Source organism: Streptomyces sp. NPDC026673, assembly GCF_040638135.1.
GTDB lineage: Bacteria > Actinomycetota > Actinomycetes > Streptomycetales > Streptomycetaceae > Actinacidiphila.
The window spans coordinates 1-21621 of the sequence record NZ_JBEZXR010000042.1; the positions used below are offsets into that span (position 1 = coordinate 1).

General features: G+C 72.6%; 17 protein-coding genes. 8 read left to right on the plus strand and 9 right to left on the minus strand.

The features are described from left to right. Window positions 1-70: 70 nt before the first annotated feature. Window positions 71-223, minus strand: a complete 153-nt coding sequence (locus tag AB0F62_RS25850) for a hypothetical protein (RefSeq protein WP_361803695.1) — start codon at window positions 221-223, stop codon at window positions 71-73. Between the two features lie 29 nt (window positions 224-252). Between AB0F62_RS25850 and AB0F62_RS25855 the strand changes: the two genes are divergently transcribed. Continuing rightward, entirely contained in the window at window positions 253-414 is a 162-nt protein-coding gene (locus AB0F62_RS25855; protein WP_361803698.1) for a bleomycin resistance protein, read from the plus strand. A 26-nt stretch (window positions 415-440) separates the two neighbouring features. On the opposite strand, the gene AB0F62_RS25860 is transcribed toward AB0F62_RS25855, so the two are convergent. Continuing rightward, window positions 441-1088 (minus strand): DsbA family protein, encoded by a 648-nt coding sequence (locus AB0F62_RS25860; RefSeq protein WP_361803701.1) that lies wholly within the window; start codon window positions 1086-1088, stop codon window positions 441-443. Between the two features lie 127 nt (window positions 1089-1215). Then, window positions 1216-2094 (minus strand): alpha/beta hydrolase, encoded by an 879-nt coding sequence (locus AB0F62_RS25865; protein WP_361803704.1) that lies wholly within the window; start codon window positions 2092-2094, stop codon window positions 1216-1218. A gap of 134 nt (window positions 2095-2228) precedes the next feature. Between AB0F62_RS25865 and AB0F62_RS25870 the strand changes: the two genes are divergently transcribed. Next, window positions 2229-4247 carry a BTAD domain-containing putative transcriptional regulator gene (locus AB0F62_RS25870; RefSeq protein ID WP_361803707.1) on the plus strand — a complete coding sequence of 673 codons (2019 nt, stop codon included), beginning with the start codon at window positions 2229-2231 and terminating at the stop codon, window positions 4245-4247. 67 nt (window positions 4248-4314) lie between these two features. Here the strand turns inward: AB0F62_RS25870 and AB0F62_RS25875 are convergent, their stop codons facing one another. Both AB0F62_RS25875 and AB0F62_RS25880 read right to left on the minus strand, forming a co-directional pair. After that, entirely contained in the window at window positions 4315-8295 is a 3981-nt protein-coding gene (locus tag AB0F62_RS25875; protein ID WP_361803710.1) for a S8 family serine peptidase, read from the minus strand. 169 nt (window positions 8296-8464) lie between these two features. Continuing rightward, window positions 8465-10603: an alpha-galactosidase gene (locus AB0F62_RS25880; protein WP_361803713.1), complete on the minus strand. Its 2139-nt coding sequence runs from the start codon at window positions 10601-10603 to the stop codon at window positions 8465-8467. Between the two features lie 179 nt (window positions 10604-10782). Here AB0F62_RS25880 and AB0F62_RS25885 point away from each other — a divergent pair, with 179 nt between their 5' ends. The 5 genes from AB0F62_RS25885 to AB0F62_RS25905 all read left to right on the plus strand — a co-directional run bounded on the left by AB0F62_RS25885 (window position 10783) and on the right by AB0F62_RS25905 (window position 17112). Continuing rightward, window positions 10783-11958 (plus strand): ROK family transcriptional regulator, encoded by a 1176-nt coding sequence (locus AB0F62_RS25885; RefSeq protein ID WP_361803716.1) that lies wholly within the window; start codon window positions 10783-10785, stop codon window positions 11956-11958. An 8-nt stretch (window positions 11959-11966) separates the two neighbouring features. Next, window positions 11967-13283, plus strand: a complete 1317-nt coding sequence (locus tag AB0F62_RS25890) for an ABC transporter substrate-binding protein (protein ID WP_361803719.1) — start codon at window positions 11967-11969, stop codon at window positions 13281-13283. A gap of 20 nt (window positions 13284-13303) precedes the next feature. After that, window positions 13304-14287, plus strand: a complete 984-nt coding sequence (locus tag AB0F62_RS25895) for a sugar ABC transporter permease (protein ID WP_361803722.1) — start codon at window positions 13304-13306, stop codon at window positions 14285-14287. Then, entirely contained in the window at window positions 14284-15210 is a 927-nt protein-coding gene (locus tag AB0F62_RS25900; protein WP_361803725.1) for a carbohydrate ABC transporter permease, read from the plus strand. Before AB0F62_RS25895 ends, AB0F62_RS25900 begins: the two co-directional genes overlap by 4 nt. Window positions 15211-15273: 63 nt before the next feature. Continuing rightward, window positions 15274-17112, plus strand: a complete 1839-nt coding sequence (locus AB0F62_RS25905; RefSeq protein WP_361803728.1) for a CBM35 domain-containing protein — start codon at window positions 15274-15276, stop codon at window positions 17110-17112. A gap of 279 nt (window positions 17113-17391) precedes the next feature. On the opposite strand, the gene AB0F62_RS25910 is transcribed toward AB0F62_RS25905, so the two are convergent. The 4 genes from AB0F62_RS25910 to AB0F62_RS25925 form a co-directional block, all read right to left on the minus strand. Then, entirely contained in the window at window positions 17392-18678 is a 1287-nt protein-coding gene (locus tag AB0F62_RS25910; RefSeq protein WP_361803731.1) for a GNAT family N-acetyltransferase, read from the minus strand. A gap of 45 nt (window positions 18679-18723) precedes the next feature. Beyond that, on the minus strand, window positions 18724-19098 hold the full coding sequence (locus AB0F62_RS25915) for a metalloregulator ArsR/SmtB family transcription factor (protein ID WP_361803734.1): 375 nt from the start codon (window positions 19096-19098) through the stop codon (window positions 18724-18726). A 197-nt stretch (window positions 19099-19295) separates the two neighbouring features. Then, window positions 19296-19670, minus strand: a complete 375-nt coding sequence (locus tag AB0F62_RS25920; protein WP_361803737.1) for a hypothetical protein — start codon at window positions 19668-19670, stop codon at window positions 19296-19298. Window positions 19671-19759: 89 nt separating this feature from the next. After that, the gene (locus AB0F62_RS25925; RefSeq protein ID WP_361803854.1) at window positions 19760-20731 is read right to left on the minus strand and encodes an aminoglycoside phosphotransferase family protein; all 972 of its coding nucleotides are present in this window, start codon (window positions 20729-20731) and stop codon (window positions 19760-19762) included. Between the two features lie 110 nt (window positions 20732-20841). On the opposite strand from AB0F62_RS25925, the gene AB0F62_RS25930 reads away from it, so the two are divergent. Next, the gene (locus tag AB0F62_RS25930) at window positions 20842-21534 is read left to right on the plus strand and encodes a hypothetical protein (RefSeq protein ID WP_361803740.1); all 693 of its coding nucleotides are present in this window, start codon (window positions 20842-20844) and stop codon (window positions 21532-21534) included. Window positions 21535-21621 lie beyond the last annotated feature (87 nt).

Below are 21621 nucleotides of genomic sequence, written 5' to 3' on the forward strand. Positions count from 1 at the left end.
GAGGGGAGGCACGGCCCACGGCCCATGGACGGCCCAGGTCAGGGAAGTATGGCCCTGACCTGCGGGCTTCCTAGATGTCGAAGTACAGCTCGACACCGAGCCGTCCGGCCGCCCCGGGTTGCGCGGTCGCGGCGTCCTCGCGGACGGTGGGATTCCGGGCCGGAGAGCCCGGTGCGGCGAACCGGACGGTGACGGGGCCGCACGAGCGAGGAGGTTCCGCCATGGACGTCTCTCACCTGGCCGAGCTCTTGCGTGAGACCGAGGAGCAAGCGGCACGGCGCCTACGAGGCGACGGCCCCGGAGCACCGGTGGTCGGACTGGTACGCCGCGTACATGGTCGCCCGCGAGCGGGGCCGGAGTCCCGACGAGGCGGCCGGGGACGCCGCAGCCCACATGGACGCGCTGCGGGGTTGACCGACGGAACGGGGCCGGCCGCGGCGTCATTCCGCCGCCGTCGCGATCGGGGGCGTCAGCGCGGTGGCCCAGTCGTGGAACCACTGCCGGGGACGCAGGCCGGAGATCCCGTGGCGCCCGGAGACCCAGGTGGGTGTGCCGTGGACGCCGTATCGCGAGGCGAGGGACCTCGAACGGGCCAGCGCTTCGGTCATCGACCCGGGGTTCCACACGCGGTGCAGGCCCTCCGCGTCGCCGCCCGCGTCCTCGGCCAGCGAGAGCAGCAGGTCCTCCGACTCGATGTCGCGGCCCTCGGCGAAGTTGGCGGCGAACACGGCCTCGGCGAAGCGTACGGAGGTTGTCCGCGGTCCGTTCGCGGCGAGCCACTCGAACGCCGCCAGCGCCGGGCGCGAGGATGCGATGCGGTCCGTCCAGCGCAGCGGGAGGCCGGCGGCCGCGGCCTCCTCGGCGACGAACGCGTACGCGGGGCCCCTGCGCGGACCGGCCGGGATGCCGCCGGGCCCGATCTCGGGGTGGATCTGCAGCGCGTGCTCGACGACGCGGATCCCGTGCCCGCGGAGGATCCGGTTGCGGTCCCGGGCGACGTAGCAGTAGGGGCAGATGAAGTCGAACCAGTGCTCGGCGGTCACACCGCGGGACGGCCGGCCGGTTTCGGGAGCGGGGGCGAGAGGCATGCGATCCTCCTCTATTTATTTCGTTACATACTCTAGTTGTAATGTAAATCGATCCGGATGTCATCCCGCATCCCGCATCCCGCATCCCGCCCCCGCATCCCGCGCCGCCCCGCGGGCGCGTGACGCCTCAGCCGGCGAACAGCTCGCGCAGGGCCGTCGCGACGAGTCGCGGGTCCTCCTCGGCCATGAAGTGGCCGCAGTCGACCGTGGTGTGCGTCAACGCGGGGGCCCAGGCCCGCCAGAGGCCGCGGGCGTCGTAGCCGAGCGCGGCGCCCCAGTCCTGCTGGAGCACGCGGACCGGCATCCGGAGCAGGCGGCCCGCGGCGCGGTCGGCGCGGTCGTGGTCGATGTCGACGGTCGCCGAGGCGCGGTAGTCGGCCACGATGGAGGGGACGGCCGCGCGGCAGGCGTCCAGGTAGGCGGCGCGGACGGCGGGCGGGACGGCGTCGGGGGAGTGGTTCCAGGCGTCGAGGAAGTGCCCGAAGAAGGCGTCCGGAGCGGCGGCGATCATTCGTTCGGGCAGCCCCGGCGGCTGGGCCATCAGATACAGGTGGAATCCGACGGCCGCGGTGGGGCCGCGCATGACGTCCCACATGTCCAGGGTCGGCAGGACGTCGAGGCAGGCCAGATGGGAGATCGCGGCGGGGTGGTCGAGTCCGGCCCGGAAGGCGACCAGGCCGCCCCGGTCGTGGCCGGCGAGCGCGAAGCGTTCGTGACCGAGCGCGCGGGCCAGGGCGACGACGTCGGCGGCCATGGCGCGCTTGGAGTACGTGGCGGGCCCGGCGGCGGCCGGCTTGTCACTTGCGCCGTAACCCCGCAGGTCGGGGCAGATCACGGTGTGGTCGGCGGCCAGGTCGGCGGCGACGTGGCGCCACATGAGATGGGTCTGCGGGAAGCCGTGCAGCAGGACGACGGGGCTGCCCGAGCCGCCCACGGCGACGTTGAGGGCGACGCCGTCGGCGACGGGGACGCGATGGCGGGCGAAGCCGGGGATGACCGGTGTCATGGTGCGCTGCTCTCGTTCCGTGGTGGATGAGGGGTGCCCGCCGGCGGCGGACGCCCCGAGCCTCCCGCCCGCGAATCAGCGTCCGGTCAGCGCGTACCGTGGCAGCCGGGGAGAAGGCCGGAGAGGTGGGCGAGGTGCGCGTCGCGTTCGGAGTGCTCGGGCCGGTCGTCGCCTGGGACGACGACGGCCGGGCGCTCGCGCTGAAGGGCCCGAGGCACCGGGAGGTGCTGGCGCGGCTGATCGTGGCACGCCGCCGTGTCGTACCGGTGTCCCGCCTGGTGGCGGACTTGTGGGAGGAGCCCCCGGACGGTGCCGTCGGCGCCGTGCAGACCTTCGTCGGGGCGCTGCGCCGGGTGCTGGAGCCGGAGCGGCCGCCCCGGGCCCCCGCCCGGCTGCTGGTCACCGAAGGCCCCGGGTACGCGCTGCGGGCGGCCCCGGACGCGGTGGACGCATGGCGATTCGAGGCGGCGGTCGAGGCCGCCGCCGGACTGCCGCCCGCGCGGGCGCTGGAACGGCTCGCGCAGGCACTGGAGTTGTGGCGCGGCCCGTCCTACGGCGAGTACGCGCACGAGGAGTGGGCCCGGGGCGAGCGCTCCCGCCTCGCCGAACTGCGGTTGCGGGCGGTGGAACAGCGCGCGGAGGCGCGGCTGGCGCTCGGCCGGCCCGCCGAGGCGGTACCCGACCTGGACGCGCATCTGACCGGGCACCCGTGGCGGGAGGACGCATGGCGCCTGCTGGCCCTCGCGCTGTACCGGTCGGGCCGTCAGGGAGACGCGCTCGCCGTGCTGCGCCGGGCGCGGGCGATGCTGGCGGAGGGGCTGGGGCTCGATCCGGGACCGGCGCTGCGGCGCCTGGAGGCGGACATGCTCGCCCAGGACCCGCGTCTGGACCCGCACCGGTACCAGCACCACCCGGGTGCGCACCCGGCCGCCGGACCGGGCGAGGCGGCGGACCGGGTGTGGGCACGGGCGGCCGAGGCGTACGACCGTACGGTCGCCGCGGGAGCCCGCGCCCGGCTGGAGTCGACGGTCGGGCTGATCCGCAATCTCGCGGTGACCGGGGGCGGCGGCCTGACGGCGGCCCGAGAGCACCGCCTGGCGGCCGTCACCGCGGCGGAGGAGTTCGGCGACCCGGAGCTGACCGCCCGGGTGATCGGCGCCTACGACGTGCCCGCGATCTGGACGCGCAGCGACGACCCCGAGCAGTCCCGGCGCATCGTCGCCGCGGCCGGACGCACGCTGGCCGCCCTGCCGGACGACGCAGGGCACGAGGCGGCACGCTGCCGGCTGCTGGCCACGGTCGCGGTGGAGATGCGCGGCACCCGTTCCCCGCGCGGACCGCGCGCCGCACGGCAGGCCGAGGAGATCGCCCGCCGGCTGGACGACCCCGCGCTCCTGGCGTTCGCCCTCAACGGGGTGTTCATGCAGTCGTGCACCCGGGCGGGGCTCGCGACGCGGCGGGACGCGATCGGCGCGGAACTGGTGGCGGTGGCCAGGCGGCACGGCCTGACCACGTACGAGGTGCTCGGTCACCTGATCCGGATCCAGTCGCGCGGCGCGCTCGCCGACTTCACAGCGGCCGACGAGCACGCCGCCGCCGTCGACGTGCTGGCCGAACGCCACGAGCTGCCCCTGGCGGGCGTCTTCACCCAGTGGTACCGGGCACTGCGGCTGGCCGCGTCCGGACGGGGAGCGCGGGCCGAGGCCGCCTACCGGGCCGCCGCCGCGCGGCTGGACGGCGCGGGGATGCCGGGCGTGGAGCGGGGCCTGCTGCCGCTCGCCCTGTTCTGCCTCGGGCTGGCGGACGGTTCCGCCCCGGCGGCGGTCGCGGCGGAGGGCGCAGATCCGGCCGCGGACTGGGGTCCCTACCGGTCGTGGGTCGAGCCCCTTCTGCTGCTGCGCGCCGGGCGCCGTGCCGAGGCCCTGTCCGCACTGCGCGCCGCGCCGGAGCCGCCCGCGGACCTGCTGTACGAGGCGCTCTGCTGCCTGCAGGCCGTGGCCGCGGTCGAACTCGGCGACAGGGACGTCCTGGTGGAGCTCCGTGCCCGCCTCCTCCCCGCCGCCGGTGAACTCGCGGGCGCGGGTAGCGGGCTGCTCACCGCCGGCCCGGTGGACCGGTACCTCGCCGCCGTCACCGAGGCGCTCGGCATCTGATCCGGGCCGGGAAGGCCGGAGGCCGGGTCCGCCACCCGTGGGGTGGCGGACCCGGCCTCCGGGTCGTTCAGTAGTGGAACCGCTGCAGGCCGTTGGCCCAGGGGTTCACCAGGAAGACGGTGCGGGTCCCCGGGTCGAGGAACAGACCGCGCCGGCTGGTGAAGTCGAAGTTGGACGTGCTGAGGGTGGAGTTGACGAGGTTGGCGACGGGGTGCCGGGCGAGCACCTTCCCGGTGTCGGGGTCGAGGACGGTGATCTCGCTGAGGGCGTTGTTGTCGCCGGTGGTGGCCTCCTCGTACAGGTGGGCGACGAGGGCGAGGTGGTTCTTGGTGTCGAGCGCGGGCCACATCACTCCCCGGGTGCCCAGGTCACTCGGCGCGGAGGCGGCCAGGGTCTTCTGGTCGGCCGAACGCCAGGTGCTGGTGGGGAACTCGCCCGTGGTGTAGCTGGGGGTGGCGGGCCCGGCGGCGACGTAAACCCGGTCGCCCTTGCCGTCGGGCAGGAGCCCGGCGGCGCAGGCGGGCATGGTGGTCAGCGGCGACACCTTCCGGGTGCCGGGGTCGACCGACACGGCCCAGTAGGGGACGCGCCCGGACAGGCAGGCCCCCATGGTGCCGGTGGTGGCGACGAAGAACGTGCCCGTCGACGCGTCGACGGAGACGTTGCCGAAGGCCCGCCCCGGGTTGTCCGCGTTGACCGGGATCGGCGCGGAGACCGTGCCGGTGGCCATGTCGACGATCCACAGCTGGGCCACGCCCGAGACCCCGTCGAAGGTCGCCACGGCCGCCCGGTGCCGGGCCGGGTCGACGGCACCGCCCTGGAAGTACACCGACGTCGAGCCGTTGCCCGGGTCGAGCGCGCTGAGCTTCACGCGCCCGCCGGTCCTGGTGTCGCGCAGGTCGACCTCGGGGAGCACACCGCCGTCGAACGGCCGGTGGCCGATCAGCGTGTGGCCCGTCGCGGGGTCGGCCCCCAGCACCTCCTGCATCATCGAGGTGCCGGTCTGCTGTGACACCTTCGTGCCGAGGCGTCCCGTGGAGAGGGAGTACGCGGTGGTGGCGGAGCCCTTCAGATGGATCCAGCCGTCCTCGCCCTCGGCGAAGTCGTCGGTGGCCAGCAGTGCCGTGCCGTTGCCGACCTCGATGTTCTCCAGGGTTCCCGAGACGGTGTCACCGTCGAGGTACTGCAGGAACGACGTCGGTGACGCCTGGCCGACGGGCTTGCCGTGGCGGGTGGCGAAGACCCGGACCGGATACTGCAGTCCGGTGGGCAGGCCGAGGGCCTTCAGGTCGAGCACCGTCCTGCCCTTCACCGACGGCAGGGGCCGGAAGAGGGTGGAGGCGTGGTCGACGCCGTTGTCGTCGCGGCCGCTGCCGTTCTGGTTGGTGGCGGTGTTGAGGGCTCCGTACAGGGTGGGTGCGGGGGTCAGGAACTCGACGGCCGCGCCGTCGGCGTGGCGCACCGAGGAGGCGTCCCAGGAGACCGTCAGCCCGGGCTCGGCCAGCGTCCGTTCGGCGGAGTGCGCCGTGGCGGTCCGCCCGGTGCCCAGCAGCGGCGCCTGCGGCCGCTGGTCCGCGCCGGGACCGATGCGCAGCGCGCGGAAGTCCCCGAAGACCTGGCCGTCGTAGAGCGTGATGCCGACGCCGTACAGCCCGGCGCCGCCCGGCGCGAACGCGGAGGCGGGGATGGTCACCGTGCCCTTGGTGCCGGTGAGCGGGGTCCGCCACTGGGCGCGCCACTTGTCGCTGGTGGTGAAGGGCGTCCAGTGCCCGACCGAGGAGAGCACCAGCTCGGGCGCGGTGGCGTCCCGCAGTCCGGTCAGGTCGTAGCGTACGGTGACGGACCTGCCGAGCGGCGCGGAGCCAGGGGTGGTCGGCGCCTTCGGCTGCACATAGGTGCCGTCGGCCGCGCCGAGGGTGAGCCGCCTGCCGGCCGAGGCGACCACCCTGCTCCCGTCGAGCGCCTCGAACGTGACGTTGAAACTGCGCGGTTCGTCCGAGGCGAACGGCAGACCGGCGGCGCCGAGCAGTTCATGTGGCAGGACGCGCAGGCTGGGGCCGGCGGACGGGATCGTGCCGTGGTCGCCGACGCGCAGACGGTACGTCAGTTTCCGGTCGCCGCCCGCGAGGTCGAGCCCGAAGGTGAGGGGCGCGAGCGAGTTCTGCCCGGACGGGTTGCCCCAGGCGTCCGAGGGGCCGGCCAGATCGATGGCGGACGGATCGGTGGCCTCGACGAACGAGGTGGTCGGGCTCACCGAGAGGAGCTGGCGCTCGGCGACGGACAGCCGTACCGCCGCCGGGGTGAGGCGATGCTTCTTGGCGAGGACCTTCTCCACGGCCGCGGTCACGTCCAGCTGCGGGCCCATCCGCAGTTCGCGGTCGGCCTGCGGGGGCTGGGCGATCGGGCGGCCGGTGGCGACCAGCAGCTTCCTGACCTCCCGGGGGCTGAGCTTCTGCCCGGTCGCCTTGGCGGCGGCCAGCACGTTGGCCGCGGCGGCGGCGATCATCGGGGCGGAGGCCGAGGTCCCGCCGTTGAGCACCACGCCCGGTCCTTCCGGCGTGTGGATCAGCGACGGCAGGTTGTCACCGGGCGCCGCCAGGTCGATCCGGGTGCCGAACCCCGAGGAGTAGCCGGCGGATCCGTTGTAGCGGGTCGTCGGGTAGACGGCGGTGCGCACGTCGTCCGAGCTCAGGGTGTCGTCGACGGTGGTGCCGCCGGCGGCGATCACCCCGGTGTCACGGACGAGGGTGGGGGTGGTGGTGGGGGCGACGTCGTCGATGGACGTCTGGGCGCGGCTGCTCGCCGTCAGGTCGGTCGGCGTGCTGCCGCCGTCGGGGCCGACCGACACCGGCAGGCCCAGGCGGGTGCCGTCGTTGGACGACACGACCACGACGATCCCCGAGTCCACGATCGAGCGCAGGGTGTCCCTGATCTCCGGGTCGTCCTCCAGCCACCGCGAGGGGAAGCCGATCGAGCCGTCGGTGCCGAAGCCGAGGCTCGCGGTGATGACGTTCGGCCTGGGCTTCTGGGCGGCCGCGGCCCGCAGCGCGGCGGCGATGCCCACGGCGGAGGGCTCCTCGGGGATCACGAGGCGGTACCGCGCGCCGGGTGCGATGCCCAGCAGATCGGTGGCGCCGCTCCCGGTGGCCTCCGGGCGCTGCCGGTCGTGCGGCAGCGGGGCCATCATCGAGAAGTCGAGCAGCACTTCGGCGAGGTTGGGGTCCTGCCCCTTGATGGATCCGGCCGGATCGAGGCGGCCCTTGTTGTCGCTGGTGTAGGTGGGTATGAGCGGCAGCGAGGGGAAGTCCAGGTAACGCTTGCCGTCGCGGAGCACCGTGGTGGGGCCGTTGAGGCGCACGTAGTCGTCGCCCGCGTCCGCCATGCCCTGGTCGGTGAGGTCGCCCAGCGACACGTTGGTGATGATCTGGCCCTGGCCGGGCAGCGCCTTCAGATACGTGGCGGTGTCCTGGAAGGCACCGACCGCGTTGACCCCACCCGCGTTGAGGTACGACTGGAAGGACGTGGTCAGCCCCTCGTTGGCGGGCAGGTCCTTGGCACCGGCGGAGGGGGCGGCCGTGCGGGCCGAACTCCGTTCGCCGATGCCGTCGATGGCGGCGCGGACCGCCTTCGGGAGCTCCACGGCACCGGAGTTCATGGTCCGGGGCCGGACCGCCGACCGGGCGTCCGCGGATCCGCCGCCCAGGGTGAACGGGGTCATGGCCGAGGCGTCGGCACGCCGCTGGAGGATCTCGGCGGAGGGGGTCAGGGGGCCGCCGAAGGCGCTGCGGCCCTTGGTCCCCGCTACGGGAAAGGCCCTGGTGGTGCCGTCCTTGCGGGTCAGCGTGCCCGACCCGTCGTCGGACCAGCGCACCGTCGAGCCGTCGGAGAGGGTGAGGGAGTGCGTCCCCGGAGCCGCGGCCGCCGCGGCTCTCGACGCCGGAGCGTCCGGGTCCGCGGCATGGGCGAGGGGAGGCGCGATGATCGTGGACAACAGCGCGGCGAGCGCCGTCAGCCGCGTTCGTTGTACTCGTCTGGAGCGAATGGACATGCAACGCCCTTCGATGATCGGGTGAGGAACGTGCAGAGGGCCGGCGGGTCTTCGAGGCGGGCGGACGGAGCTCACCTTGACGGCGACACGTCATGCTGGACAAGATCCGGCTGCTGCGGGTTTGCGCAGTTGCCCACATGCGCGTCCGGCGACCGGGTGTGACGGGTGGTCAGCCGTTGCCGCCCTCTGTGACGCGGACCAGGTGCACCGCCGCGCTGGCCCAGTCCCCGGGCGGCAGTTCGAGCGACAGCCCGTATTCGCCCAGCACGGTCGCGTGGTGCACGGTTCCGGTGCGGGTGTCGCGGTAGCGGGCCCCGGCCGTGAGGCCGCCCAGCCGGACCGGCCCCCGCGGGCTGCCGTGCCGCTGGGCGCGCTGCCAGGCGAGCACCAGCGCCTCGCTCCCGTCGTGCGCGGCGTACTCCACCACGGTGGGACCGTCGTCCCCAGGACCGCGCAGCCGGTGCAGCGCTCCGTGCTGGACGAGCCGGCGGACCCGCTTGTACTCGGCCACCAGCTCCGCCCCGGCGGTCAGTTCCTCCTCGGACCAGCGGGTGAGGTCACCGCCGATGCCGAGCAGGCCCGCCATCGCGACGTGGAACCGGAAGCGCAGCGGCACCGTGCGGTGGGTGAGCTGGTTCGGCACGTCGGTCACCCAGGCCGCCATGGTGCGCGCGGGGTAGACCTGGCCGTAGCCGTGCTGGATCGCCACGCGGTCGGCGGCGTCGGTGTTGTCCGAGGGCCAGGCCTGGTCGGTGCGGGAGAGGATGCCGAGGTCCACCCGGCCCCCGCCGCCGCTGCACGACTCGATGCGAAGCCCGGGGTGGTCGGCCCGGAGCCGGTCGATCACCCCGTAGAGATTGTGCACGTAACGGGTCCACAGCCGGTCCGCGCCATCTTCCCGGCCGGGCCAGCCGGCCTCGCTGAAGGCGCGGTTCATGTCCCACTTGAGGAAGTCCACGCCGTTCTTGGCGACGAGCCGGGTGAGCCACTCGTACGCCCAGTCGGCGACGTCCCGTCGCGCGAAGTTGAGCACCAGCTGGTTGCGCAGCTCCGTCCTGGTCCGGTCCGGGACGTGCAGCACCCACTCCGGGTGCTCGCGGTACAGGTCGCTGTCCGGGTTGACCATCTCGGGCTCCACCCACAGCCCGAAGCGCATTCCGAGCCGGTGCACCTCGTCGGCCAGCGGGGCCAGCCCGGAGGGGAAGCGCTCCGCGGCCGGGGTCCAGTCGCCCAGCCCCGCCCGGTCGTTGCGCCGGGCGCCGAACCATCCGTCGTCGACCACGTAGAGTTCGACACCGAGCGCGGCGGCCCGGGCGGCGAGTGCCATCTGGCCGGGCTCGTCGACGTCGAAGCCCGTGGCCTCCCACGAGTTGTAGAGCACCGGGGCGGTCTCCCGCGGGTGCGGCAGGACGTGGGCCAGGGTGTAGGCGTGCCATGCGCGGCTGGCGGCGCCGAAGCCCCCGTCGGTGCACAGGCCGACGAACGGCGGTGTGGTGAACTCCTCGCCGGGGGCGAGCGGCAGGCTCGTGCCGTCGTGGCCGGCGCCCCCGGTGAGGCCGGCGCGCCCGTCGGGGGTGCGCTGCGCGGTGACGCGCCAACTGCCGCTCCAGGCCAGCGCGGCGCTCCACACCCGGCCGTGGGTCTCGGTGGCGTCGCCCGCGTCCAGCATCACCCAGGGGTTGGCGTGGTGGCTGGTGATGCCGCGGCGGCTGGTCAGCACGGTCTCGCCGTACGGCAGCCGGTCCCGGCGCAGTTGGCTCTCGGCCGACCACTGGCCCGTGACGTGGCTGAGCCGGTAGTCGGGAAGGGGAGGCAGGGTCCAGGCGGCGGAGTCCGCGCGGAGCACGGTGAGGTTCCGGTGGCCCGCGTTGTGCAGGACCGTGCGGCGCTCGATGACGTCGGCGTCGTCGTGGACACGGTAGAGGAGCGCGACCTCCAGCGGGTACACGCGGTCGCGGAAGCGCAGCGACAGCTCCCACACGCCCGGTTCGGGTTCGCGCACGAGATGCCCCGTCGGCTGCCACTCGAAGGCCCGGGTCCCGTCGGCGAAGCGGACCTGGAGCGAGGGCGGCCCGAAGCGCGCGCCGCCGTCGACGGGGAGTTCCTCGCCCACCGGCGGGCGGCCCTCGAAACTGCTGGCGTCCGGCCCCGGGGGAACGGCGAGTTCGCCCGCCTCCTCGAGACTCAGCCGCGGGCCCCAGGCGACGTGGCAGGGGGCACCGGTGGCGTCGATACGCAGGGCGTACGACGTGCGCGGGGTGCTCAGCAGCCAGAGCCCGGTGTCCGGGGCATGGGTGATCACGGGCATGGGTCCTCACGTTCGGGTGGCGCCAGGAGACAGTCGGCAGCCAATCCTTACCTTGGATCAGATGTCAACACCCACTCTGATCCGACCTTTTCAAGCTGACGGCAGCTCACAGAGGCGACTTCCGAGGAACCTTGCTTCTTTTATTGACAGCAGAAAAGAACCACTCTAGGTTCCCGGCCATGCGCTCGATCCCGCCGGAGGAGGCGTTCCCGGCCCACACGCCGGCCGCCGCCCAGATCTTCACCACCGTCCTGTGCCACGGTCCGCTCACCCGCACCGAGATCGCCAAACGTGCCGGGCTGTCCGCGGCCGCGGTCACCAAGGCGGTCCGGCCGCTCATCGAGGCCGGCTACCTCGTCGAGGACGTGGACGAGGAGGCGCGACCCTCCCTGGGGCGGCCGGCCAACCCCGTGCGGGTGGACGGCGGCCGGGCGCTGTTCATCGGCCTCAAGATCACCGGTGACGAGATCATCGGCGTGCTGACCGACCTGTGCTGCCGGATCCGCGCCTCCCGCCATGTGCCGCTGGCCGCCCCGGACCCCAGGGCCGTCCTGGAGGCGGCCGCGGCGCTGGTGCACGAACTGCTGGCGGAGGCTGACGGCTTCGGCGTTCACGTCAGCGGCCTGGGCGTCGCCGTCTCCGGTGATGTGGACCGGGCCGGCGGTGTGGTGCGCTACTCGCCCTTCCTCGACTGGCGGGACATCCCGCTGGCCGAGCTGGCCGGGGCGGTGACGGGCCTGCCCGTCACCGTCGACAACGACGTCAGGGCGCTCACCGTGGCCGAGCAGTGGTTCGGCGCGGGCGTGGGCCTGTCGGACTTCGCCGTCGTGACGGTCGGCGCGGGCATCGGCTGCGGCCTCGTCGTGCACGGGCGGGTGGTCTCGGGCGCGTACGGGGTGGCCGGCGAGATCGGGCACCTGTCCATCGACCCGGCCGGACCGCTGTGCCACTGCGGCAACCACGGCTGCGTGGAGGCGATCGCGGCGGACCCCGCGATCGTCCGCGCCGTCCGCGAGGCGACGGGCACCCCCGTGGCCGACGCCGCCGAGGCGCTGCGACTGGCCCACGGGGGCGACCCGGGGGCCCGGGAGGTGTACGCGCGGGCCGGCGAGGCGATCGGCCGGGCCATCGGTTCGGTGGCCAACCTCTTCGGCCCGGAGCGAGTGATCATCTCGGGCGAGGGCCTGGTCGCCTACGACCTGTTCGCCGACCAGATCTGCGAGGCGTTCGCCGCCTCCGCCTTCGGCACCGCCGGGCAGTGCGACCTGCGAACGCGACCGCTGCCCTTCGAGGAGTGGGCGCGCGGGGCCGCGGCCACCGCGATCCAGTCCTTCATCAGATCAGACACGTACTAGGAGTAGCGATGACGCTGCAGAGCCGCACCGTCCCGACCGCGCCCCAGCCCAGCCGCCGCACCGTGGTCGGCGGAATGTTCGGACTCGGAGCCGCGGCACTCGCCGCCCCCCTCCTCACCGCCTGCGGCGGGGGAGGAGCGGCGGCCGACCCCAAGACGGTGACCTTCGGATCCAACGGGGCCGACGCCACGCCCAAGTCCGCCTACGCGGCCGTCACGAAGGCCTTCACCAAGGACAGCGGCCTGACGGTCAAGACCAACACCGTCGACCACGACAGCTTCCAGAAGAGCATCTCCAGCTATCTGCAGGGCACCCCGGACGACGTGTTCACCTGGTTCGCCGGCTACCGCATGCAGTACTTCGCCAAGAAGGGCCTGGCCACCCCCCTCGACGACGTGTGGGAGAAGATAGGCGGCGGCTTCAGCGAGGCCACCAAGCAGCTCTCCCGCGGCGAGGACGGCAAGTTCTACTTCGTCCCGCTCTACAACTACCCCTGGGGCGTCTTCTACCGGAAGAGCCTGTTCCAGGAGCGCGGCTACACCGTCCCCCGCACCTGGTCGGAGTTCACCGCGCTCGCCAAGCGGATGAAGAAGGACGGCCTCTCGCCGATCGCCTCCGGCTACGGCGGCGGCGATGCCTGGAGCATCCTCGGCGCCTTCGACTACCTCAACCTGCGCGCCAACGGCTACGACTTCCACATGTCCCTGATGCGCGGCGAGGTCTCCTGGACCGACAAGCGCGCCGCGACCACCCTCGACCTGTGGCGCGAGATCAGCCCGTACTACCAGCAGGGCGCCGGCGGACGCTCGTGGCAGGACGCCGCGCAGTCGCTGCTGGACAAGAAGTCCGGCATGGCGGTCATCGGCCTCTTCCTCGGCCAGCAGGTCTCCGACGAGGCGCTCCGCGCCGACATCGACTTCTTCCCCTTCCCCGAGATCGACCCGGCCAACGGCCAGGACGCCGTCGAGGCGCCCACGGACGGCTTCATGCTCAGCCGCAAGCCCAAGAACGAGAAGGGCGCCAAGAAACTCCTGGAGTTCCTCGGCAGCGCCAAGGCCGAGGGCCTCTACATGGGAGTCGACCCCAGCAACGTGGCGGTCCACGCGAAGGCCGACACCGGCTCGTACAACCCGCTCCAGAAGAAGTCCGCCGAACTCATCGCCTCCGCCAAGCACATCACCCAGTTCGCCGACCGTGACAGCGACCCCGGTTTCATCTCGACGGTGGTCCTGCCCGGACTCACCCAGTGGCTCGGCCACCCGGACGACGGCGCGGCCCTGCTGAAGCGCATCGAGTCCCAGCGCTCGCGCTTCTTCACCTCCTGACCGGACCGGGAAGGTTCACCGTGCCCTCCGCGTCCCCCTCCGCGTCCCCCTCGGCATCCCCCGCCGCACCCCCCGCGCCCGGAGCCCCCGTCGCCGCGGCGGCCCGCCGTCCCCGCCGGCTCGGCGCCGGTGACCGGGTCTTCCTGGCGGCCGTCATCGGCGTGCCGCTGCTCGCCCTCCTCGTCTTCGTCTGGCTTCCGGCGTTGGCCTCCATGGGCCTGTCGTTCACCAGCTGGGACGGCATCCACCTGTCCGACATCCACTGGGTCGGACTCGACAACTACCACCAGATCCTCACCAACTACCCGCCGTTCTGGCCGGCGGTGCGGCACAACGTCATCTGGCTGCTGTTCACCGCGCTGCTGCCCACCCCGTTCGGCATCTTCCTCGCCTACCAGCTCGACCGGAAGCTCCGCTTCACCCGGGTCTACCAGACGGCCATCTTCCTGCCGATGGTGCTCTCCCTGGCCGTGGTCGGCCTCATCTGGGAGATCATCTACAACCCGGACACGGGCCTGCTGGACGGCATCCTGGGCGCGGCCGCCCCCGGCCACCACATCGACTGGCTGGGCGACCCCGACCTCAACCTGTGGGCCGTCCTGGTCGCCTCGGCCTGGCGGCACACCGGCTACATCATGATCCTCTACCTGGCCGGGCTGAAGAGCTTCGACCCCGCCCTGAAGGAGGCCGCCGCCCTCGACGGCGCCAACGGCCGCCAGACCTTCCTGAAGGTGGTCTTCCCCGCCCTCAAGCCGGTCAACGTCATCATCCTGGTCGTCACCGTCATGGAGTCGCTGCGGGCGTTCGACGTCGTCTACGTCCTCGGCGGCGGCGTCGGCAGCAAACCCGGCATGGAACTGCTGTCGCTGCTGATCACGGACAACATCATCGGCGAATCCAGCCACATCGGCTACGGCTCCGCCCTCGCGGTCGTGCTGCTCCTGGTCTCCCTGACCGCCATCGGGACCTTCCTGGTCCAGAACTTCCGCAAGGAGGACCGGTGACCACGACCGCCGCCCCGCCCGTCACCCCGGCCCCGCCCCGCCGTGAACCGCCGCCCGGCACCAGGCCCTCCCGGCCGCCGCGGCAGACCGGCCGGCATCTGCTGCTCGCCACGATCGCGCTGCTGTGGCTGCTGCCGCTGCTCTGGGCCGTCTACACCTCGCTGCGCCCCTACGCGGACACCAGCGAGAACGGCTACCTGTCCTGGCCGCGCGGCATCAGCCTGCAGAACTACACCGACGCCTGGAACCAGTCCGGCATGCCGCACTTCTTCTGGAACTCGGTCCTCATCACCGTCCCGTCCGTCCTGGGCACCCTGCTGTTCTCCGCGGCCGTCGCCTTCTTCGTCTCCCGCTTCGACTTCCGGTGGAACATCGCGCTGCTGATGCTCTTCACCGCGGGCAACCTGCTGCCCGCCCAGGTCCTCATCACCCCGCTCTACCGGCTCTACCTGCTGGTCCCGCTGCCTCCGTGGATGAGCGACTCCCTGCTGCTCTACAACTCCACGTGGGGCATCATCGCGATCCACATCGCCTACCAGTGCGGCTTCTGCACCTTCGTGCTCAGCAACTACATGAAGACGATCCCGAAGGAGATCACCGAGGCCGCGCTCGTCGACGGCGCGCCCGTGTGGCGGCAGTTCTTCCAGATCATCCTGCCGCTCTGCCGGCCGGCCTTCGCCGCGCTGGCCACCCTGGAGTCGATCTGGATCTACAACGACTTCTTCTGGCCGCTCGCCCTCATCGAGACGGGTGACAAACGGCCCATCACCTCCGCCCTGGCGAACCTGCAGGGCCAGTACTTCACCAACCCCAACCTCATCGCCGCCGGTGCCCTGATGACCGCCGTCCCCACCCTGCTGGTGTACTTCGCGCTCCAGCGGCAGTTCATCAGCGGCCTGACCATCGGTTCCGGCAAGGGCTGACGACCCAGGCCCGGAACACCCGCACCGCACCCGCCGTACCCCCACCCCCAGGAGGCCCGACCCATGCGGTCACCCTCGCGCTCCGCCCTGCCCTCGACCGCCGCCAGGACACTGCTCGTGCTGGCCCTCACCGCCGGAGTGTCGGCCGCCGTTCCCGCGGCCCAGGCGACCGGCCCCGGCAGTGCGCCCACCACGACGGCCGCGACCACCGCCACCGCGCACCAGGTCGCCGCCAAGCCCTACATGGGCTGGTCCAGTTGGAGCATGCAGTCCTCGAAGTACCCCGGGCTCAACCCCACCGGCGACTACAGCTACCTCACCGAGAAGAACGTCCTCAAGCAGGCCGACGCCATGGCCGCCAAGCTCAAGAAGTACGGCTACAGCTACGTCAACCTCGACGCCGGCTGGTGGCGCGACCAGTCCTGGAAGCCCGAGTTCGACGCGTACGGCCGGCAGACCCCCGACCCCGAGCGCTTTCCGCGCGGCATGAAGGCGGTCGCCGACCACATCCACGCCAAGGGCCTCAAGGCCGGCATCTACCTGCCCGTCGGCCTGGAGAAGGAGGGGTACGGCGACGGCAAGGTGCCGATCTGGAACACCACCGACTGCACCACCGCCGACATCGTCTACGACGACCTGCGCACCACCAACGGCTGGGACAGCTCCTACAAGATCGACTTCTCGAACCCCTGCGCCCAGAAGTACGTCGACTCGCAGGCGCGGATGATCGCGGACTGGGGCTACGACTTCCTGAAGATCGACGGCGTCGGCCCCGGCTCCTTCAAGAGCGGCGACAACTACGACAACCGTGCCGACATCGCGGCCTGGCAGAAGGCCATCGCCGACACCGGCCGCCCCATCCACCTCGAGCTGTCCTGGTCGCTCGACAGAGGCCACGTCGCCGACTGGAAGAAGTACTCCAACGGCTGGCGCATCGACACCGACGTCGAGTGCTACTGCGACACCCTCGTCACCTGGGACAACTCGGTCGACGACCGCTTCGACGACGCCGCGGCCTGGAGCCGGCACGGCGGCCCGGGCGGCTGGAACGACCTGGACTCCCTCGACGTCGGCAACGGCGAGATGGACGGCCTCACCAAGGCCGAGCGGCAGACCTACATGACGCTGTGGGCCATCGCCAAGTCCCCGCTCTACACCGGTGACGACCTCACCCGCCTCGACGACTACGGCCTGTCGCTGCTGACCAACCGCGAGGTCATCGCGCTCAACCAGGCGACCGGCACCCCGCCGGCACGTCCGGTCACCCCCGCCGACGACCAGCAGGTCTGGGCCGCGAAGAACGCGGACGGCAGCTACACCGTCGCCCTGTTCAACCTCGGCGACGCCCCGGCCGCCGTCACCGCCGACTGGGCCTCGCTCGGCTTCTCCGGCCGTGCCTCCGTCCGCGACCTGTGGAGCCACGAGAACCTCGGCTCCCTCAAGGGCAAGGTCGCCAAGTCCCTCCCCGCGCACGGCTCGCGCCTGTTCACCGTCACCCCGCACGGCCCGGTCGTGCCGACGACCGGCTACGAGGCGGAGGCCGCCGCCAACACCCTCGCCGGCAACGCCTCCCTCGCCGACTGCGGCGCCTGCTCCGGGGGCCGGAAGGTCGGCAACCTCTACCTCGGCGGCTCGCTCCGCTTCAACGACGTCGTGGTGAACAAGCCCGGCACCTACCTGGTCAAGGTCGCCTACGTCAGCGGTGACGCCCGCACCGTGCGGGTCTCGGCCAACGGCGGCGCCGCCACCGGCCACAAGTTCGCGTCCACGGGCGACTGGGGCACCGTCGAGACGGTCAGCGTCCCCGTCACGCTCAAGGCGGGCGCCAACACCATCACCTTCGACAGCGCCGACTGGTACGCCCCGGACATCGACCGGATCGACGTGCCCACGCTGTCCTGACATCTCGTGGGGCCCGGCACGCGCCGGGCCCCGCACCCCATTCGGGGGCGAGATCGGCCCGGGCGACGGCCGGGGGCGTGCGGGGCGGGTTCGGCGGTTCCGAGCGCCGCTCCGCGGGCCGGGGCACGACGGGCCGGCAGACACGGACGGGGGAGCGCGTATCTGCCGACCCTCGATCACCATAGGGCCCGGACGGGGTGCGCCGCCCGGGCATCGGGGATGTCCGCCGGTTTCGGCCATGACGGACGGGCCGCGGCCGCCCGCGGGACCGGCCGCGTCTCACACGCGGGCGGCGGACCGCAGATCGTGGTCGAAGGCGCGGATGTCCTCGGGGGTGAGGGTGGTGCGGGTGCGGGCGACCGCCTGCAGATAGTCCTCGGTCCGGTGCGCCAGGTCCCCCGCGGTACGCGGGTCGGCCGCCAGATGCCGCTCGAAGGCGGTCTGTGCGGCCGCCTGCGCCGCGTACTCGATGTCCGCGGGCGTGAAGCGGTCACTCGCCTCGACCAGCGCGTCCAGGTCGATGCCCGCCACCCGGTCGGGCCCGATGTAGCGGATCCAGATGGCCCGGCGGGCCTCCGGGTCCGGCGGGCCGACCGGGATCAGGAAGTCGAAGCGGCCCGGCCGCAGAAAGGCCGGATCCAGCGAGCGCACCGCGTTGGTCGCGCAGATCAGCAGCCTGCGCTCGCCGCGCCGGAACTGCGGGATGAGTTTGAGGAGCTCGTTGGTCACCCGGTGGGCGAGGGTGGACGGGTCCTGCCGCTCGGAGGCGATCTCCTCGGCCTCGTCGAAGAACAGCACGACCTGCTCCAGGTGCTCGACCCGGGCGAAGAGCCGGCGCAGTCCGTCCGCGACCCCGTGCGCGTCCTCGGCCAACTGGTACGGGAGCACCTCGATGAAGGGCCAGCGCAGACGGGAGGCCATCGCTTTGGCGAAGGTCGTCTTGCCGGTGCCCGGCGGGCCGAAGAGGACCACCGCACGCGGCGGCACCAGATGGTAACGCTCCGCGACCTCCGGGTTCTCCAGCGGGAGCACCAGGCGCCGTTCGATCAGCTCCTTCTCCGCGGCCATGCCCGCGATGCCGTCCCAGAGGCCGTCCGCGGGCACCGCACCGCCGAGCTGGTCGAGGAGGGTCGCCTCCGCGGAGTCGGCGGACAGCAGCTTCTCGAAGTAGCTGAGCCCGGGGCGGCAGGAGTACCCGGAGTTCCTGAAGGCCTGCTCGCCGACCTCGCCCGCCGGCAGCAGCGCGCCGATCCGGCGGACCCCCGCCTGGCCGAGGCCGTCCTCCAGGGCGGCCAGCAGGGCCGAGCCCAATCCGTGGTGGCGCCACTGCCGGGCGATGGCCAGCCGCAGCACCCACGCCCGCTCCTGGGCGGTCGAGGACATCGCGGCCCCCACGATCCGGTTGCCCACGATCGCCACGACGGCGGGGGCGCCCACCCGTAGGGCGCTGACCACCTCCGCGAGGGTCACCGCGGGATCCGCGGCCGTGTCGCGCGACTCCTCCCAGATGCGCACCACCTGGTCCAGGTCGCCTTCCTCCAGATTACGAACCCGCCAAGGCGTCATCGCGGTCACCTCCCGACCATTCTGGCCCAGGTGGCGCCGGGGCGCTCAGCCGGCTGGGTGGGTGATGTGCTCCTCCGCGTGGGCGGCCGGGGCGTCCGCCTGACGGAGTTCGGCGAGCAGTTCGGTCTGCCCCGCGAGGAGTTCGGTGAGGATTCGGCGGGCCGCGCGCAGCAGTTCGGCGACATCCCCTCCGGCGAGGGCGTAGCTGACCGTGGAGCCCTCGCGGATCGACACCACGATGCCGGAGCGGCGCAGCACCGCGAGCTGCTGGGACAGGTTGGAGGGCTCGATCTCGATCTCGTTCAGCAGGTCCCGCACGGGCACCGGGCCGTTCTGGAGCAGCTCGAGGACCCTGATCCGCACCGGGTGCCCGAGCATGCGGAAGAACTCCGCCTTGGCCTGGTACAGGGGTACCTGCATCGTGTGATCGCTCCTGCCCGGATTCGACGGCCCTTTCCTGCGCCGGCGGTCGCCGCCCCCGCCGCCGGCGCGACGCTGCGGTCCAATCCTTCCCCCTCCGGGGCCCGTGCACCGCCGTGCTTGTCCTGATCAGGATGTGCCGAATTGAAGGATTCTTCAATTCACCGGCGCACGGAGCCCCGAGGGCGGGCGGACGGCTACAGCTCGAGATCGGCCTCGATCTGCCTGAGGCGATGACGGGCCATCGCGAGGTTCGCGTTGCGCCGGTCGAGGACCAGGTACAGGAACAGCCCGTTGCCGTCACGGCTCTTGAGCAGCCGGATGAGGTGGTATTGGGTGCCCATGGTGATCAGGACGTCCTCGATCTCCTCCTTGAGGCCGAGTTCCTTCATGGTGCGGGCCTTGGCCCGGATCACGTCGGTGTTGCCGGCGGCCGCGACGGTCAGATCGAGGTCCTTGCCGCCGCCGATCGTGCCCAGCGCCATGCCACTGGTGTAGTCGACCAGGGCGGCACCCACGCTGCCCTCGATCGATGTCATCGTCTCCTTCAGGGAGGTCTCCACATTCGCCATCGGCGCTCGCTCCTTGCCGTCGCTTCGTCGCCGGCGTCCGCGCGTCCGCACGTCGCCGTCCCGGTCGGTGACGCAGAAGCTACTGAACGTCACCGCCGCGGTGGGGGAATCACCGATGCGGGGGAGCGCTCCGGTCGGCCCCGGGTAGGATGCGCCGCTCCCTCGGGTCGGCGTTCCCCGTCGGCGAGCAGCTCGCCGAGGACGTGCCGTGCGATCCCCGCCATCCGCTCGTGGGTGCCGCGGTAGTGCCGCAGTTCCATGAGGGCGATCGACAGCGCCCAGCCGCGGCCGCGTACCCAGGTCGCCTCGTCGTACCCCAGCGCGGCGCGGAAGGCCCCCCGCGCCGCGGCGGGCAGCACGTACCACGCGGCGATGGTGTCGACGGCGGGATCGCCCAGGCCCATGCACCCGAAGTCGATGACCCCGCCGAGCCGTCCCGCCGCCACCAGCAGGTTGCCCGGCTGGAGGTCGGCGTGGATCCACACCGGTGCCCCCGGCCACCGCGGGGCTCGCAGCGCGGCCTCCCACACCGCCGTGGCCGCCGCCGCGTCCACCTCCGCGCGCAGCGCGTCGATCGCGGAGCGCGTCGCGGAGTCGCGATCCGGAAGGGGCTCGCTGCGGTACGCGGGCGGCGCTCCGGCTGTGTCGATCCGGTGGAGGGCGGCGACGAACTCCGCCAAGTCGCGGGCGAGCGGCCCGGGATCGGCGACCCGGCCCGCGGACGGGTTCTCGCCGTCGAGCCATCCGTACACCGACCAGGGCCAGGGGTAGCGGTCGGTCGGAACCCCCTTGCCGAGGGGCACGGGGACGGACGCCGGGAGCCGCGGGGCGAGCCGCGGCAGCCAGGCGTGCTCCTTCTCGACGTCGCTCGCGGCGCCCGCGACCCTGGGCAGCCGTACGACCATGTCCGCGCCCAGGCGGTACATGACGTTCGCGGTGCCCGCCGATCCGGTGGCGGCGAGAGCGAGGTCCGCCCACTGGGGGAACTGCTCGCGCAGCAACCGGCGGACCAGCGCCACGTCGATCTCGGGCTCGTCGGGATGCAGGGTGCGTGGGGGCATGTCCGCCTTTCGAAGTGAGCTCACCGGACCATGCTTAGCAGCACCGGGAGCGTGCGGGGCAGCGGGTTTTCCGTGCGCCCGGAGCCCCGGGGTGAGCGGGTGTCCGGGCCATGGGCTTGGATGTGCGCGTGACCGTTCAAGACGTTGCCCCCCGACTGCCCTCGATCGCCGAACTGCGCGACCACTGCCGCGCCCTGGCGATGCTCGACGCGATCCTCAGCCCCGAATGGGAGATGCGGTATCACTCCTTCGACGCCGCATGGGACACGGGCGAGGAGATGGGCTCCCTGCGCAACGGCTCGGGCGACGAGTACGCGATCGTGTTCTCCGCCGCCGGGGCCTTCGTCCGCGGCTTCGACCACGAGTCGTCCATGAGCCCCTACGCGTCGGAGGACCACGAGCCCTGGCCGGGTGTGGTCGACGAGGTTCCCGAGGCCTTCCGGCCGTACCTCGAGGAGCCGGCCTTCTGTGACGAGGACGGCGTGCCGGTCGCGACCGTCTGCCTGTGGCGCGGCGCCGGGGACGAGGCGTGGCGGCACGGTTCCGTCGCCCTGCCGGAGGGCCGTGAGGACGCCGACGGCGCGTCGTATCTGTTCGAGCTGCTGACCGACCGTTCCCCCGAGGCGTTCCGGGCCTTCGCCGAGGACTACTACGAAGTGCCGGTCGACCTGGAGGCCGTACGCCATGTGTACGCGCTGCGGCCGCTCACCCCGGAGATCGTCGCGACGCTGAACGGGGAGGTCACGCTCGGGCGGCTGGCCGAGGACATCGCGGGCATCGGCTACCCGCAGAGCCCTGCCTGACGGTCCGTCAACGACGCGCGGGTTTCGTCGCGCCGACGGTGGTGCCCCGCGCCACGTCCCGCAGCGCGTCGAGCAGCCCTCGCAGGG